This window comes from Pseudomonas sp. NFX1 (assembly GCF_051123555.1).
In the GTDB taxonomy this organism is placed as follows: domain Bacteria; phylum Pseudomonadota; class Gammaproteobacteria; order Pseudomonadales; family Pseudomonadaceae; genus Aquipseudomonas; species Aquipseudomonas capeferrum.
The window spans coordinates 4155001-4170218 of sequence record NZ_CP169366.1; the positions used below are offsets into that span (position 1 = coordinate 4155001).

The window sequence follows — 15218 nt, forward strand, 5'->3', positions numbered from 1 at the left end:
AGTCGGCCTGCCAGCCAGCGCAGTCCATGAAGTATTGGCCAGCAACAAGCAGGCGAAGCAGTTCAGCCAGCTCAAGCACGGCCAGGTGTTGCAGTTCGAACTCGACAAAGACGGCCAACTGACCAACCTGCACAGCAAAGTCAGCAACCTCGAAACCATTCGCCTGACCAAAAGCGCCAAGGGCTACAGCTTCAACCGCGAAATCAGCAAGCCTGTGGTCCGTACGGCCTACGCCCACGGCGTGATCAAGAGCTCGCTGTCGGCCTCCGCTCAGCGTGCCGGCCTGTCCCACAGCCTGACCATGGACATGGCACGCGTGCTGGGCTACGACATCGACTTCGCCCAGGACATCCGCCAGGGTGACGAATTCGACGTGGTGTACGAGCAAAAAGTCATGGATGGCAAGGTGGTCGGCACCGGTAACATCCTGTCCGCTCGCTTCAGCAACCGCGGCAAAACCTACACCGCCGTGCGGTACACCAACAAACAGGGTAATACCAGCTACTACACTGCCGACGGCAACAGCCTGCGCAAAGCGTTCATCCGCACCCCGGTGGATTTCGCCCGCATCAGCTCGCGCTTTTCCGCTGGCCGTAAGCACCCGATTCTGAACAAGATCCGCGCCCACAAAGGTGTTGACTATGCCGCCCCGCGCGGTACACCGATCAAGGCCGCCGGTGACGGCCGCATCGAGCTGGCTGGGCGCCGGGGTGGCTACGGCAATACCGTGATCATCCAGCACGGCAACCGCTACAAGACCCTGTACGGTCACATGCAAGGCTTCGCCAAAGGCATCAAGACTGGCGGCTCGGTCAAGCAGGGCCAGATCATCGGCTACATCGGCACCACCGGCCTTTCCACCGGGCCGCACTTGCATTACGAGTTCCAGGTCAACGGCGTGCACGTCGACCCGCTAAGCCAGAAAGTGCCGATGGCCGACCCGATCGCCAAGGCCGAACGCTCACGCTTCCTGCAGCAGAGCCAGCCACTGATCGCCCGCATGGATCAGGAAAAGGCCACCATGCTCGCTGCGAACAAGCGCTAAGTCATGGCGCTTTATCTGGGGGTGATGTCCGGTACCAGCCTCGATGGCCTGGACATCGCCCTGATCGAACAGCGCGAGCAACCAACACTGCTCGCCACGCATTACATCCCCATGCCCGCCGACCTGCGCCAGGGCCTGCTGAGCCTTTGCGCCAGCGGCCCTGACGAAGTCGCGCGCGCCGCCCTGGCCGAGAACCGCTGGGCCAGCCTGGCAGCCGAAGGTATTGGCCACTTGCTCGCAAGCCAGGGGCTTGCGCCAAGCGCCATCCGCGCCATCGGCAGCCATGGCCAGACCATCCGCCACGAACCTGCCCGGGGCTTCACCGTGCAGATCGGCAACCCGGCACTGCTTGCAGAGCTTACCCAGATCAGCGTGATCGGCGACTTCCGACGCCGCGATGTGGCCGCTGGCGGGCAAGGGGCACCCTTGGTACCGGCATTTCACGAAACCCTGTTCAGCCACCTGGGCCAACGGCTCGCCGTGCTCAATGTGGGGGGCTTCAGTAACCTCAGCCTGATTGCCAATGATACGCCGGTGCATGGTTTCGACTGTGGGCCCGGCAATGTGTTGCTGGACGCCTGGATCGAGTCCAAGCGCGGCCAGCACTACGACGCTGACGGTGCCTGGGCAGCCAGTGGCGAGGTGATCGAAGCGCTGCTTGCAGCTCTGTTGAGCGACCCGTTCTTTGCCGGCGCCGGCCCCAAGAGTACGGGGCGCGAAGTGTTCAACCTGGCGTGGCTGCAAAGGCACCTGAGCAAACTGCCGCCCTACCGTGACCAGGATGTACAGGCGACCCTGCTGGAGCTGACAGCGCGCAGCATCATCGACTCACTGCGCAACGCTCAGCAGGGCACCGAGGCGCTGCTGGTGTGCGGTGGCGGGGCCCGCAACGGGGCGTTGATGCGCCGGCTTGCCCAGCTGTTGCCGGGCGCCCAGGTGTCCAGCACTGCGGCCCATGGCGTCGACCCGGACTGGGTAGAGGCCATGGCCTTCGCCTGGCTGGCCCATTGCTGCCTGGAAGGTATCCCAGCCAACCGCCCGAGTGTGACAGCTGCCCGGGGCTTGCGCGTGCTCGGCGCCATCTACCCGGCGTAACGCCCCAGCACAATGCAAAACGCCGCGCAAATGCGCGGCGTTTTCGTACAGCCCGTGATCAGATCGAGAACGAAGAACCACAACCGCAGGTGGTGGCGGCGTTCGGGTTCTTGATGACGAAGCGCGAGCCTTCCAGCCCTTCCTGGTAGTCCACCTCGGCACCCGCCAGATACTGGAAGCTCATCGGGTCGACCACCAGCGACACGCCTTCACGCTCGACGATGGTGTCATCCTCGGCCACATCTTCATCGAAGGTGAAACCGTACTGGAAGCCCGAGCAGCCACCGCCGGTCACGAATACCCGCAACTTCAGACGCTCATTGCCTTCCTCGTTGACCAGGGTCTTCACCTTGTGGGCTGCCCCTTGGGTGAATTCCAGACCGGTAGGGGTGAAGGTTTCGACGCTCATGCTGATTCTCCCGGCGCAGTTGCCGCCATAAAACTCGATGACGCGCATTATCCGCTTCTCCGAGAAAATTGGTCAAGAATTGTGCGGCTTTAGTCGCGCCCACAAAAAGGCCCGCACTCGGCGGGCCTTGTGCCAGCTTGTGCCCTTATGGGAGCAGGCCCGCGTGGGACAGACCCATGCGCTCATCCAGGCCGAACAGGATGTTGAGATTCTGCACCGCCTGGCCCGAGGCACCTTTGACCAGGTTGTCGATGACCGAAAGCACCACCACCAAGTCCCCCCCTTGCGGGCGATGAACGGCAATACGGCAGACGTTGGCACCGCGCACACTGCGTGTTTCCGGGTGGCTGCCGGCCGGCATCACATCCACGAACGGCTCATCGGCATAACGCTTCTCGAACAGCGCCTGCAGATCAACCGAGGTATCAACCACGGTGGCATACAGGGTGGCGTGGATGCCGCGGATCATGGGCGTCAGGTGTGGCACGAAGGTCAGGCCGATGTCCTTGCCCGCCGCCAGGCGCAAGCCCTGGCTGATTTCCGGCAGGTGGCGATGACCTTTGACCGCGTAAGCCTTCATGCTTTCGCCAGCCTCGCAGAACAGCGAACCCACCGCCGCCCCCCGCCCGGCGCCGCTGACGCCCGACTTGCAGTCGGCAATCAGGCGCGATGGGTCGGCCAGGCCGGCCTCCAGCAATGGCAGGAAGCCCAGCTGGGTGGCCGTCGGGTAGCACCCCGGCACTGCAATCAGGCGAGCCTGGCGGATTTTCTCGCGATTCACCTCAGGCAAGCCGTAGACGGCGTCCTTGAGCAGCTCCGGCGCGCCATGAGGCTGGCCGTACCACTTGCCCCACTCGGTGGCATCCTGCAGGCGGAAGTCGGCCGACAGGTCGATCACCTTGGTTCCGGCCGCCAGCAGTTCGCCGGCCAGGGCGTGGGCAACGCCGTGGGGCGTTGCAAAAAACACCACATCACACGCTGCCAAGGCTTTGCTGTCCGGCACACTGAACGCCAGGCCGTCATAGTGGCCGCGCAGGTTCGGGTACATGTCAGCTACCGCCACGCCCGCTTCGGAGCGCGAAGTGATGACCGCCACTTCGGCCTGAGGATGCTGTGCCAGCAGACGCAACAGCTCGACGCCGGTGTAACCCGTGCCGCCGACGATACCGACCTTGATCATAACGCTTGCCCCTTATCAACGAGCCCACTGGAAAGCGCACGATAATAGGGGTGCAAGCCGCCTGTAACAACTCTTCGGGTGACCCTTCGGGCGCTTGACCACTACTATCTGACGACCGTGAAAACCTGAAGGAACTCCCTCAATGCTTTACCTATGGATCAAAGCGCTGCATATCGTCAGCGTGGTCTGCTGGTTCGCCGGCCTGTTCTACCTGCCCAGGTTGTTCGTCTACCACGCCCAGAGCCAGGACAGCATCAGCCAGGACCGCTTCGTGACCATGGAGCGCAAGCTGTACCGCGGCATCATGAACCCGGCCATGATCGCTACCTATGTGTTCGGTGCCTGGATGCTCTACCTGACCCCGGGCTGGCTGAGCCAGGGCTGGTTGCATGCCAAGCTCACCCTGGTGATTCTGCTGACCGGCTACCATCACATGTGCGGCGCCCAACGCAAACGCTTCGCCAGCGGCGCCAATACCCGCAGCCACGTCTACTATCGCTGGTTCAATGAAGTCCCGGTGTTGTTCCTGCTGGGTATCGTAATTCTCGTGGTGGTCAAACCGTTCTGACGGTAACCCCCTACAGGAGCCTTGCCATGTCATTGCCCGCCTCGCTCGAACAACGCCTGCGCCTGCCCGTGGTCGCCGCACCGATGTTCCTGATCTCCAACCCCAGGCTGGTCCTGGCCTGCTGCGCCGCCGGCGTGGTCGGCAGCTTCCCGGCCCTGAACCAGCGCGACAGCGCAGGGTTCAAGGCCTGGCTCGAAGAGATCGAGGCCGGGCTTGCCCAACTGCAAGCACCGGCACCCTATGCCGTGAACCTGATCGTGCACCCGACCAACCCTCGCCTGCAGGCGGACCTTGCCCTGTGCGTGGCGCACAAGGTGCCGATCGTCATCTCCAGCCTGGGTGCGGTGAAGGAGGTAGTCGATGCCGTGCACAGCTACGGCGGGCTGGTATTCCACGACGTTACCACCCGCCGCCATGCCGAGAAGGCCGCCGAGGCGGGTGTCGATGGCCTGATCGCAGTGGCGGCGGGCGCCGGCGGCCATGCCGGCACCTGGAGCCCATTCGCCCTGGTGGCGGAGATCCGGCAGTTCTTCGACAAGACCCTGCTGCTGGCGGGCTGCATCAACCACGGCCATGAGGTCCTGGCGGCACAACTACTGGGGGCCGACCTTGCCTACATGGGCACCCGCTTCATCGCCACCACCGAAAGCCAGGCCCAGGCTGCCTACAAGCAGATGCTGCTCGATGCCCATGCCGTCGACATCATCCATACCCCCGCAGTGTCCGGCATCCCGGCCAGCTTCCTGCGCCCGAGCCTGGAGCAGGCGGGCTATGACATGAACGCACTCACGCATGGCCATGAACCGGGCAAGCTCAAACCGATCGACGACGAAGCCAAGGCCTGGAAAACCGTATGGTCGGCAGGCCAGGGAGTGGGCGATATCCATGACCTGCCCAACGCCCGCGCACTGATCGAACGCCTGCAAAGCGAGTACCGGGAAGCCCTGGATCGCTGCCAGGGTATTCGCGCCCAGGCCTTGTAGCAAAAGGCAACACCTTGCCCGGCCAAGCTGTACACTAGGCGCCCTCTTCAGCCCCAGGAGCCTTTGCATGACCCGTTACGCCATGATCACTGGTGCTTCCAGCGGCCTGGGCCTGGCCCTGGCGGAAGCGCTGGCACGGCGCGGGCGCAACCTGATCCTGGTGGCACGCCAGCGCGAGACGCTGGAGCCGGTGGCCATCGAGCTGACCCAACGTTTCGGTGTCGAGGTACTGTTCCGAGCCTGCGACTTGAGCCAGCCCCTTCGCCTGTCGGGCTTCGTGCTCGAACTGGAAGAAGGTGAGCGGCGTATCGACCTGCTGGTCAATTGCGCAGGCCTGCGCACCTATGGGCCGTTTCTGGCCCATGAGTGGGCCGACGAGCAGGACCTGCTGGAGGTCAATATCCTGGCCATGAGCCGCCTCTGCCATGCCATCGGCAACCTGATGGCAGTCCAGGGCGGCGGGCAGATCCTCAATGTGGCGGGCCTCGCCGGTGTCGCGCCGGGCCCCTGGATGGCGGCCTATGCAGCCAGCAAGGCCTATGTGCTGAGTTTCTCCCAGGCACTGCGCGAAGAGCTCAAGCGCACTGGCATCAAGGTCTCGGTGCTATGCCCAGGCCCCGTGCGCTCATCGCGCCGGCGCATTCCCCGGCTCGAAGGCAGCACTCGCTGCCTCAGCCCCGAAGAAGTGGCGCTGTACACGGTGCGCGCCCTGGACAAGAACCGCACACTGATCACCCCCGGCCGGCGCAATCGCTGGCTGGCATTCGCGCCGCGCCTGCTGCCCCGCTGGCTGGTGCGCAAGCTCGCTGGGGTGATCCATCGCCGCTACTGCCCGGTCGGAATGGAATAGCCACTGGGCGAGCGGCGCCCGGCTGAGTACACTCGGCCCGGACCCTCACCATGGAGCAAGTGCTGTGGACGATTTATTCACCAGGATCATCAACCGGGAAATCCCGGCGAAGATCATTTACGAGGACGACCAGGTTCTGGCGTTCCACGATATCGCCCCCCAGGCGCCCGTGCATTTTCTGGTCATCCCGAAAAAGCACATCCGCACCCTCAATGACCTGACCGAAGAGGACAAAGGCCTGGCCGGTCACATCCTGTTCACCGCCCAGCGTCTGGCCAAGGAACTAGGCTGCGAAGAGGGCTTCCGCGTGGTCATGAACTGCAACGAACTGGGTGGGCAGACCGTCTACCACATTCACATGCACGTGCTTGGCCAGCGCCAGATGCACTGGCCGCCGGGCTGATCCAGGGCAAGCGACCCTTGCGCTATTGCGGTAAACTGTCGGGCACACTCTTGCGGAGGTGCCCGATGGCTACCGAACGTCACTACTCGCCGCTCGACCGCTTGTTGCTGCAGGCCGATACCGCCATGCGCACCTTGCTGCCCTTCAGCGGCCAACCGTCCCGCCCATCCCCGGCCATCGTCCAGCCGGATGCCGACCTGGATGACGCCCAGAGCCGCCACATTGCCGGCCTCATGCGCATCAACCATACCGGCGAAGTCTGCGCCCAGGCGCTGTACCAAGGCCAGGCACTGACCGCCAAACTGCCCCAGGTACGCAAAGCCATGGAGCATGCCGCCGAAGAAGAAATCGACCACCTGGCCTGGTGTGAACAGCGCATTCGCCAGTTGAATAGCCACCCAAGCGTGCTCAACCCGCTGTTCTACGGCATGTCGTTCGGCATTGGCGCGCTCGCCGGGCTGGTCAGCGACAAGGTCAGCCTGGGCTTCGTCGCCGCCACCGAGCATCAGGTGTGCAAACACCTGGACGAACACCTGGAGCAGATTCCGCACGAGGACGAAAAGTCTCGCGCCATTCTCGAACAGATGCGCATAGATGAAGAGCAGCACGCCGAGTCTGCCCTCGAGGCGGGCGGCTATCGTTTTCCAGCCCCGGTGCGTTTCGGCATGAGCCTGCTGGCCAAGGTCATGACCAAGAGCACCTACCGTATTTGAAGGTAAACCCATGACGGAACGATTCAGCGCCAAGGACCTGGCGCGCGCCGTGCACGCCGGCATCCTCCAGCCGGGCCAGGATCAAGCCCTGCTGCAGTTTCTGCGCCAGCAACCGGCAACGCGCGGCAGCTTCCAGCTGGCGCACGTCGCGTTCTACTTCGGCGCCTTGCTCATCATGGGCGCCATGGGCTGGCTGCTCACCGAAGCCTGGATGCAGATCGGCGACTGGGCACTGCTGGCCATCGCGACGCTGTATATCCTCTTGTTGACGCTCTTCGCCCTCAACCTGCAACGGCGCGCACAACCGGTCGCCGCTGGCGTACTGGCGGCGGTCGCGGTGAGCATCGTGCCGCTGGCGGTGTTTGCCATCGAGCGCCTGGTCGGCTGGTGGCCGCTGGATGACAGGCAATCGGCCTATCACCAGTACTACACCTATGTGCAGGGTGGCTGGTTGTTGATGGAGGCCGCCACGGTGGTCGCCGGGCTGCTGATGCTGCGGCTGATCCCCTACCCGTTCATCGTGATGCCAATCGCCATGGCGTTGTGGTTCATGTCGATGGACCTCAGCGAGTGGTTCTTCGGTTCGCCGTTCAGCTGGGAGCAACGGCGCGAAGTATCGCTCTGGTTCGGCCTGGGGATGCTGCTGGTATTCCTGGTGGCGGACGGCCGCACCCGTGAGGACTATGCCCACTGGGGCTATCTGGCCGGGCTCGCGGCGTTCTGGGGTGGGCTGACGCTGGTGGACAACGGTAGCGAGCTGGGCAAGGCCCTCTACTGCCTGATCAATATCGGGCTGATGGCCATCGCCGTGCTGTTGCGCAGGCCGGTGTTCATGGTGTTTGGGGCGTTGGGGGTGGCAGCTTATCTGGGCTACCTGTCTTACGAGGTGTTTGCCGAGTCGCTGCTGTTCCCGGTGGTGGTGACGGTGATCGGGCTGGGGGTTATCTGGCTGGGGTTGGCTTATCAAAAGCGGCGGGAGCGGTTGAGCCAGGCATTCAGAAACGTACTCCCGCAGTGGTTGCAAGTTGCCCTTCCGGCATTACGCAACTGAACACAGCCGGGGCTACGGGGCAGCCCCGAACATTTCGGACTCAACCCAACTCTACGATCTCGTAGCCGTGGGTGATCTCGACGCCCGCGCGCTCCAGCATGATCGACGCAGAGCAGTATTTCTCGGCCGACAGCTCAACTGCCCGCTTGACCTGGGCCTCTTTCAAGCCACGGCCCTTCACCACGAAATTCATGTGGATCTTGGTAAACACTTTCGGGTCTTCGCTGGCGCGCTCGGCTTCCAGGAATGCCTCGCAGCTCTCCACCGCCTGGCGCGACTTCTTCAAGATGCTGACCACATCGAAGCTGCTGCAGCCACCCAAGCCCAACAACAGCATTTCCATCGGGCGCACGCCCAGGTTTCGGCCACCAGCCTCAGGCGGGCCGTCCATCACGACGACATGCCCGCTCCCCGACTCGCCGAGGAACATCGCGTCACCGGCCCACTGGATACGTGCCTTCATCTACCTGGACTCCTAATTTTCGGAAAAGGGTGTCAGCTTAGACCTTGTGTGGCTGTCGGAAAAGCTCGAGACGTGTCGGTTTAGTACCGAAACATCCTGTAGTGTCTGATAAGCTGGCGCCAAATGACTGGCGCTTGCCGCCAGACACTTCCTACAAGAAGCCTATGTGTCGTATCGAACAGGATTTCGTGATGGTTGCCTCAGCCCTACCCGCCAAGATCAAGAATATCGACAAACTGCTGGTGCACTGCCAGCGCCGCCGCTACACCGCCAAGAGCAACATCATCTGCGCCGGCGATCGGGCCGAAACATTGTCGTTCATCATCAAGGGTTCGGTGACCATCCTCATCGAGGACGACGACGGTCACGAAATGATCATCGCCTACCTCAACAGCGGTGATTTCTTTGGCGAGCTGGGGCTTTTCGAACCCGTGGAAGGCGAACAGCAGCGCAGTGCCTGGGTCCGCGCCAAGACCGAATGTGAAGTGGCAGAGATCAGTTACGACAAGTTTCGCGAACTCTCACGCCAGGACCCAGACATCCTCTACGCACTGGGTGGCCAGATGGCGCAGCGCCTGCGCAATACCACGCGCAAGGTCGGCGACCTGGCCTTCTTCGATGTGACCGGCCGCGTCGCGCGCTGCCTGCTCGAGCTGTGCAAGCAACCCGATGCAATGACCCACCCCGACGGCATGCAGATCAAGATCACCCGACAGGAGATCGGCCGTATCGTCGGGTGCTCGCGGGAGATGGTCGGCCGCGTCCTCAAAGACCTTGAGGAGCGCAGCCTGGTGCAGGTAAAGGGCAAGACCATGGTGGTCTACGGTACCCGTTAGTCCTTGGGCAGGTCTGCAAGCACCTTGGCATAGGCCTGCGAGAGGCGCTCGAACCAGGGCGCTGCGGGCGCGACTTCGTGCAAGGCGATATGCGCATCGGGGCGGCAGCGCTGCTCCAGCTCGCAGCACTCGTTGAAGCGGTTGACGGCCGCGACCATCGACTCACGCTCGTTATCCAGCAACAGTGCACCATGCACCAGCACCACCGGGCGTTTTCCGCCCAGCCCCTGGCGCCAGCGCTGGGCCGTGCCGACCAACTTGCGACCATTGAGATTGACGTTGTAGCGGCCATCGCAGAACGCCCCGTCGATCTCGCCCACCGAAGCTACCCCGCCCCATTCCCGTAGCACCTCGCACAGCGGCAGGCACAGGCGTTCGTAGGCATTCTCGATGCGCCCATGGTCACCTTCGCTGCGCGGTGCCACATACACCAGCGCCACATTCACCGTGGCATGCGATTGCGGCACCGGCTCACCGCCAGTCTCGCGCAACAGCACCGGCCAGCCGGCAATCGCAAGCTCGGCACAGGCGGCTTCGAAATTGTCCAGGCGGCTCATGCGGCGCGGCATGACCAGGGCATGGTCGGTCGGGCGCCAGAACAGCACACCGAATTCGCGCTCGCCGCGGCACACGGCGGCCAGCAGGTCCTGCTCGGCATGCAGGCCTTGTTCAACGGTCAGTGCCAGGGGTTGATCGGTCATTGATCCACCTTTGATGTGATTGTTCACGATGCAGCCCTTGCCCACAAAAAAGCCGGCAAAAGCCGGCTCGTCTTGGTCAGTCCAATGGCTGAACAGTCTTCTTCACCTGTTCCGGGAAGAACAGCCGCTGCAGTTCAAGCCCCGGTTGCTCGGCCCGCATGAACGCCTCGCCCACCAGGAACGAGTAAACCTCGTTGATTGCCATCAGCTCGACATCGGCACGGTTGAGAATGCCGCTTTCGGTAATGGCCAGACGCTCGCGCGGAATACGCGGCAGCAGGTCGAGCGTGGTCTCCAGGCTGACCTCGAAGGTGTGCAGGTTGCGGTTGTTGACGCCGACCAGCGGGGTATCGAGGGTGTTCAGCGCGCGCTCCAGCTCATCGCCGTCATGCACTTCGACCAGCACATCCAGGCCGACATCCTTGGCCGTGGCGGCCAGCTCGGCCATCTTCACGTCATCCAGCGCCGAGACGATCAGCAGCACGCAGTCGGCGCCCAGCGCCCGTGCCTCGACAATCTGGTAGGGGTCGATCATGAAGTCCTTGCGGATCACCGGCAGCGAAACTGCGCCGCGGGCCTGCTGCAGGTACGCATCAGCGCCCTGGAAGTAATCCACATCGGTCAGCACCGACAGGCAGGTCGCCCCGCCCTTCTCGTAGCTGACGGCGATGTCCGCCGGCACGAAGTGCTCGCGGATCACGCCCTTGCTCGGCGATGCCTTCTTGATTTCGGCAATGACCGCAGGTTGCTTGCGCTTGGCCTGCTCGATCAGCGCATTGGCAAAGCCACGTGGGGCGTCGGCGGCCTTGGCCAGGCGCTCCAGCTCGGCAAGGCTGACCCGGGCACTGCGCTCGGCCACTTCCTCGACTTTGCGGGCGAGGATCTTTTCCAGCACGGTCGGTACGCTCATGCTTCGTTCTCCAGCTTGAATACGGCGGTGAAGGCACCCAGTTCCTGCAGTTTTTCCCAGGCAAGCCCTGTATGCAGTACGTCGTGGGCAAGTTCCACGCCCTGCGCCAGGGTCATGGCATGATCAGCGGCATACAGCGCAGCGCCAGCATTGAGCACGATCATTTCGGCCGCTTTCTGACCGTTCTCGGTCTTGCGCCGGCCCAGTGCATCACGAATCAGCTCGTACGAGGCCTGCGGGCCGTCGACGGCCAGGCCATGCAGGCTCTGGCTCTTCATGCCGAGGTCTTCGGGCTCGACCCAATATTCAGTGATCTCGCCCTTCTTCAGCTCGGCTACGAAGGTCGGCGCCGCCAGGCTGAACTCGTCCAGGCCGTCCTTGGAGTGAACCACCAGAACATGTTTGCTGCCCATGCGCTGCAGCACTTCGGCCAGCGGGCGGCACAATGCCTGGTTGAACACGCCGACCACCTGGTGCTTCACACCGGCCGGATTCGTAAGCGGGCCCAGCATGTTGAACAGGGTGCGCAGGCCCAGGTCGCGACGCGGGCCAGCGGCGTACTTCATTGCCTTGTGATGGCTTTGCGCAAACATGAAACCGATGCCCAGGCTGTCGATGCAACGGGCGACCTGCACCGGGGTCAGGTTCAGGTAGATGCCGGCCGCTTCCAGCAGGTCGGCGCTGCCGCTCTTGCCCGAAACCGCGCGGTTACCATGCTTGGCCACCGGGCAACCGGCTGCAGCCAGGACAAACGCCGACGCCGTGGAAACGTTGAAGATGTTGGCACCATCGCCGCCGGTACCAACGATATCGACCACACCATCGAGGCTCTTCAGCTCGACCTTGTCGGCCAGCTCACGCATCACCGAAACCGCACCGACAATCTCGTCGATGCTCTCGCTTTTCATGCGTATGCCCATCAGGAAGGCACCGATCTGCGCCTCGCTGCATTGGCCGGTCATGATCTGACGCATGACGTCGCTCATTTCTTCAGTGGACAGGTCCAGATGGCCGACGATGCGGCTCAGCGCGCTCTTGATATCCATGTTCGATCCTTAGCGGCGGCCGCCGGTCTGCTTGAGGAAGTTGGCGAACAGCTCGTGGCCCTGCTCGGTGAGGATGGATTCGGGGTGGAACTGCACCCCTTCGATGTTCAACGTCTTGTGGCGCAGGCCCATGATCTCGTCGACCGTGCCGTCGGCATGAGCGGTCCAGGCGGTGACTTCAAGGCACTCGGGCAGGGTTTCACGCTTGACCACCAGGGAGTGGTAACGAGTAACGGTGAGCGGGTTATTGAGGCCGGCGAATACGCCCAAGTCGCGGTGCAGCACCGGGCTGGTCTTGCCGTGCATCACCTGACGGGCGCGCACTACGTCGCCGCCAAACGCCTGGCCGATGGACTGGTGGCCCAGGCACACGCCCAGAATCGGCAGCTTGCCGGCGAAATGCAGGATCGCCTCGATCGACACACCCGCCTCGCTCGGCGTGCAAGGGCCAGGGGAGACAACGATGCGCTCCGGGTTGAGGGCTTCGATTTCAGCGAGGGTCATTTCGTCATTGCGAATGACCTTGACCTCGGCACCCAACTCGCCCAGGTATTGAACGACGTTGTAGGTGAATGAGTCGTAGTTGTCGATCATCAGTAACATCGGGCTAAACCTCTTGAATCTACTGACTTTAGAATACGAACCTTGCTACACCGCCCGCAGCATGGCATTGCCACGAAGAGCATTCGGAAACGGATAAGAAGGCAAACAGAAACGGGCCGGGCTGGCCGGCAGGAGATAAAGTCAGGCGCGCCAACGCCAACGGGCGTGGGCCTTGATTACGCGCATCAAGAGTTTGCTGACGATCAACACAGGATAGGTCTCGCTCATACGTCCCCGCACAGTAGCCTACCGGGACGACGGGCGCAATATGCCTGTAAACACTGGGAAACGAATGGACTTGGGAGACAAGCCCCGCGATTTGCTAAGGTCGATCGGGTAGTGCTCATAAAAACAATGAAAAGGATGTTCCCAGATGCGAAAAGCTCCATTGTTGCGTTTTACCCTCGCCACATTGGCCCTGGCCTGCAGCCAGGCGTTCGCCGCACCCTCCCCTTACTCGACCCTGATCGTGTTTGGCGACAGCCTGAGTGATGCCGGGCAGTTTCCGGACCTGACCGGTGGCACCGCAGGCATGCGCTTTACCAACCGCGATGCCGATGGCAACTATGCACCGATATCGCCGATGATTCTCGGCGGTCGGCTGGGTATCTCCCCTGACGAACTCAACCCTTCCACGTCAGTGGGCATCCAGCCTGATGGCAACAACTGGGCGGTGGGTGGCTACACGACGCAGCAGATTCTTGATTCGATCACTACAACGTCCGAGACGGTCATTCCGCCAGGCAACTTTGGTGCAGGCGCGGTACTTCGAGACCGCCCTGGTTATCTGGCCAACGGCCTACGTGCCGACCCGAATGCACTCTATTACCTTACCGGCGGCGGCAACGACTTCCTTCAGGGCCTGGTAAACAGCCCCGCCGACGCTGCAGCTGCCGGAGGCCGCCTGGCCGCCAGCGCCCAGGCTCTGCAACGGGGTGGCGCACGCTACATCATGGTCTGGCTATTACCCGACCTGGGCCAGACGCCAAACTTCAGCGGCACCCCACAGCAAAACCCGCTGTCGCAGCTCTCCAGCGTGTTCAACCAGTCGCTGCTCAATCAGCTCGGGCAGATCGACGCCGAGATCATCCCACTGAACATCCCCGTTCTACTGGGTGAGGCCTTGGCCAGCCCCAGTCAGTTCGGCCTGGCCAGCGGCCAGAACCTGGTCGGCACCTGCTACAGCGGCAATAGCTGCGTCGAAAACCCGGCATACGGCGTCAACGGCACCAGCCCCGACCCGACCAAGTTGCTGTTCAACGACTCGGTGCACCCGACCATTGCCGGCCAGCAGTTGATTGCCGACTACGCCTACTCGATCATCTCCGCACCGTGGGAGCTGACCCTGCTGCCGGAAATGGCCCACGCCAGCCTGCGCGCCCACCAGGACGAACTGCGCAACCAGTGGCAAACACCCTGGCAAGCCGTGGGGCAGTGGCAGGCATTCGTCGCCACCGGTGCCCAGGACCTGGACTTTGACGGCCAGCACAGCGCGGCCAGCGGCGACGGCCGGGGCTACAACCTGACCCTGGGTGGCAGCTATCGCGTGAGCGATGCCTGGCGCCTGGGCCTGGCGGGCGGCGTTTACCGGCAGAAACTGGAGGCCGGGGAACAGGATTCGGACTACAAGCTCGACAGCTACCTGGCCACGGCTTTCGCCCAGTATCGCCATGACCGCTGGTGGGCAGATGCCGCACTGACTGCCGGCCACCTGGACTACAGCGACCTCAAGCGCACCTTCGCCCTCGGCGTGAATGACCGCAGCGAGAAAGGCGATACCGACGGCGAGGCTTGGGCGCTGACGGGTCGGCTGGGCTATAACCTGGCCGCCGAGAGCAGCCCCTGGCAACTGGCACCGTTCATCAGCGCCGATTATGCCCGGGTCAAGGTCGATGGCTATGACGAAAAGAGCGGGCGCTCGACCGCGCTGGGCTTCGATGACCAGGAGCGCACCTCCCGCCGGTTGGGCATTGGGCTGCTAGGCAGTGTGCAAGTGGCTGCGAGTACCCGGGTGTTTGCCGAGGTCGCTCAGGAACACGAGTTCGAGGATGACCAGCAGGATGTGACCATGCACCTGACGACGTTACCGGCCAACGACTTCACCCTGACCGGGTATACGCCGCATAGCGACCTGACCCGGGCCAGCGTGGGGCTGAGCCATGAGCTGGTGGCGGGGGTGCATGTGCGGGGGAACTACAACTGGCGCAAGAGTGATGAGTTGAAGCAGCAGGGGGTGAGCTTGGCGGTGAGTGTGGACTTCTGAATTTTGGGGCCGCTTTGCGGCCCTCTCGCGACGCAAGGCCGCTCCTACAGGGGGCGGATTGTACCTGTAGGAGCGGCCTTGCCGGGGCGCCGGACCGGT

17 protein-coding genes (1 of these 17 running past the window's edge) are annotated in these 15218 nt (G+C 63.0%); 10 read left to right on the plus strand and 7 right to left on the minus strand.

What is annotated here, in order from left to right:
- Nucleotides 1-1045 carry the 3' portion of a peptidoglycan DD-metalloendopeptidase family protein gene (locus DJ563_RS18770; protein ID WP_274098396.1) on the plus strand. The gene continues 374 nt to the left of window position 1, outside the view, so only the last 1045 of its 1419 coding nucleotides appear in the window; its start codon lies off the left edge, out of view; it ends in the stop codon at nucleotides 1043-1045.
- A gap of 3 nt (nucleotides 1046-1048) precedes the next feature.
- A complete protein-coding gene (locus DJ563_RS18775; protein ID WP_434518151.1) occupies nucleotides 1049-2140 on the plus strand; it encodes an anhydro-N-acetylmuramic acid kinase in 1092 nt (363 codons plus the stop codon).
- A gap of 58 nt (nucleotides 2141-2198) precedes the next feature.
- On the opposite strand, the gene erpA is transcribed toward DJ563_RS18775, so the two are convergent.
- Together erpA and argC are read right to left on the minus strand one after the other, a co-directional pair.
- Nucleotides 2199-2549: an iron-sulfur cluster insertion protein ErpA gene (gene erpA / locus DJ563_RS18780; protein WP_033703332.1), complete on the minus strand. Its 351-nt coding sequence runs from the start codon at nucleotides 2547-2549 to the stop codon at nucleotides 2199-2201.
- Between the two features lie 145 nt (nucleotides 2550-2694).
- Entirely contained in the window at nucleotides 2695-3729 is a 1035-nt protein-coding gene (gene argC, locus DJ563_RS18785; RefSeq protein WP_033703021.1) for an N-acetyl-gamma-glutamyl-phosphate reductase, read from the minus strand.
- Between the two features lie 142 nt (nucleotides 3730-3871).
- Here argC and hemJ point away from each other — a divergent pair, with 142 nt between their 5' ends.
- The 6 genes from hemJ to DJ563_RS18815 all read left to right on the plus strand — a co-directional run bounded on the left by hemJ (nucleotide 3872) and on the right by DJ563_RS18815 (nucleotide 8297).
- Nucleotides 3872-4297: a protoporphyrinogen oxidase HemJ gene (gene hemJ, locus DJ563_RS18790; RefSeq protein ID WP_027594415.1), complete on the plus strand. Its 426-nt coding sequence runs from the start codon at nucleotides 3872-3874 to the stop codon at nucleotides 4295-4297.
- 26 nt (nucleotides 4298-4323) lie between these two features.
- Entirely contained in the window at nucleotides 4324-5280 is a 957-nt protein-coding gene (locus DJ563_RS18795) for an NAD(P)H-dependent flavin oxidoreductase (RefSeq protein WP_434518152.1), read from the plus strand.
- 67 nt (nucleotides 5281-5347) lie between these two features.
- Nucleotides 5348-6130, plus strand: a complete 783-nt coding sequence (locus tag DJ563_RS18800; RefSeq protein WP_047583853.1) for an SDR family NAD(P)-dependent oxidoreductase — start codon at nucleotides 5348-5350, stop codon at nucleotides 6128-6130.
- 64 nt (nucleotides 6131-6194) lie between these two features.
- A complete protein-coding gene (locus tag DJ563_RS18805; protein WP_033703025.1) occupies nucleotides 6195-6533 on the plus strand; it encodes a histidine triad nucleotide-binding protein in 339 nt (112 codons plus the stop codon).
- A 65-nt stretch (nucleotides 6534-6598) separates the two neighbouring features.
- Entirely contained in the window at nucleotides 6599-7246 is a 648-nt protein-coding gene (gene coq7, locus DJ563_RS18810; RefSeq protein ID WP_027594411.1) for a 2-polyprenyl-3-methyl-6-methoxy-1,4-benzoquinone monooxygenase, read from the plus strand.
- Between the two features lie 10 nt (nucleotides 7247-7256).
- Nucleotides 7257-8297 carry a DUF2157 domain-containing protein gene (locus DJ563_RS18815; protein ID WP_274098391.1) on the plus strand — a complete coding sequence of 347 codons (1041 nt, stop codon included), beginning with the start codon at nucleotides 7257-7259 and terminating at the stop codon, nucleotides 8295-8297.
- Between the two features lie 40 nt (nucleotides 8298-8337).
- On the opposite strand, the gene DJ563_RS18820 is transcribed toward DJ563_RS18815, so the two are convergent.
- Nucleotides 8338-8760, minus strand: a complete 423-nt coding sequence (locus DJ563_RS18820; protein WP_027594409.1) for an OsmC family protein — start codon at nucleotides 8758-8760, stop codon at nucleotides 8338-8340.
- Between the two features lie 191 nt (nucleotides 8761-8951).
- On the opposite strand from DJ563_RS18820, the gene crp reads away from it, so the two are divergent.
- Nucleotides 8952-9596: a cAMP-activated global transcriptional regulator CRP gene (gene crp, locus DJ563_RS18825; RefSeq protein ID WP_033703333.1), complete on the plus strand. Its 645-nt coding sequence runs from the start codon at nucleotides 8952-8954 to the stop codon at nucleotides 9594-9596.
- On the opposite strand, the gene DJ563_RS18830 is transcribed toward crp, so the two are convergent.
- The 4 genes from DJ563_RS18830 to DJ563_RS18845 form a co-directional block, all read right to left on the minus strand.
- The gene (locus DJ563_RS18830) at nucleotides 9593-10297 is read right to left on the minus strand and encodes a lipoate--protein ligase family protein (protein ID WP_274098390.1); all 705 of its coding nucleotides are present in this window, start codon (nucleotides 10295-10297) and stop codon (nucleotides 9593-9595) included. The two genes, crp and DJ563_RS18830, sit on opposite strands and share 4 nt — an antisense overlap.
- A 76-nt stretch (nucleotides 10298-10373) precedes the next feature.
- Entirely contained in the window at nucleotides 10374-11207 is an 834-nt protein-coding gene (trpC, locus tag DJ563_RS18835) for an indole-3-glycerol phosphate synthase TrpC (RefSeq protein WP_033703028.1), read from the minus strand.
- Nucleotides 11204-12253 (minus strand): anthranilate phosphoribosyltransferase, encoded by a 1050-nt coding sequence (trpD, locus tag DJ563_RS18840; protein ID WP_033703029.1) that lies wholly within the window; start codon nucleotides 12251-12253, stop codon nucleotides 11204-11206. Before trpD ends, trpC begins: the two co-directional genes overlap by 4 nt.
- Nucleotides 12254-12262: 9 nt before the next feature.
- Nucleotides 12263-12856: an aminodeoxychorismate/anthranilate synthase component II gene (locus tag DJ563_RS18845; protein WP_274098389.1), complete on the minus strand. Its 594-nt coding sequence runs from the start codon at nucleotides 12854-12856 to the stop codon at nucleotides 12263-12265.
- Nucleotides 12857-13229: 373 nt separating this feature from the next.
- Between DJ563_RS18845 and estP the strand changes: the two genes are divergently transcribed.
- The gene (gene estP / locus DJ563_RS18850; RefSeq protein ID WP_434518153.1) at nucleotides 13230-15119 is read left to right on the plus strand and encodes an esterase EstP; all 1890 of its coding nucleotides are present in this window, start codon (nucleotides 13230-13232) and stop codon (nucleotides 15117-15119) included.
- The last annotated feature ends 99 nt before the right edge of the window (nucleotides 15120-15218 follow it).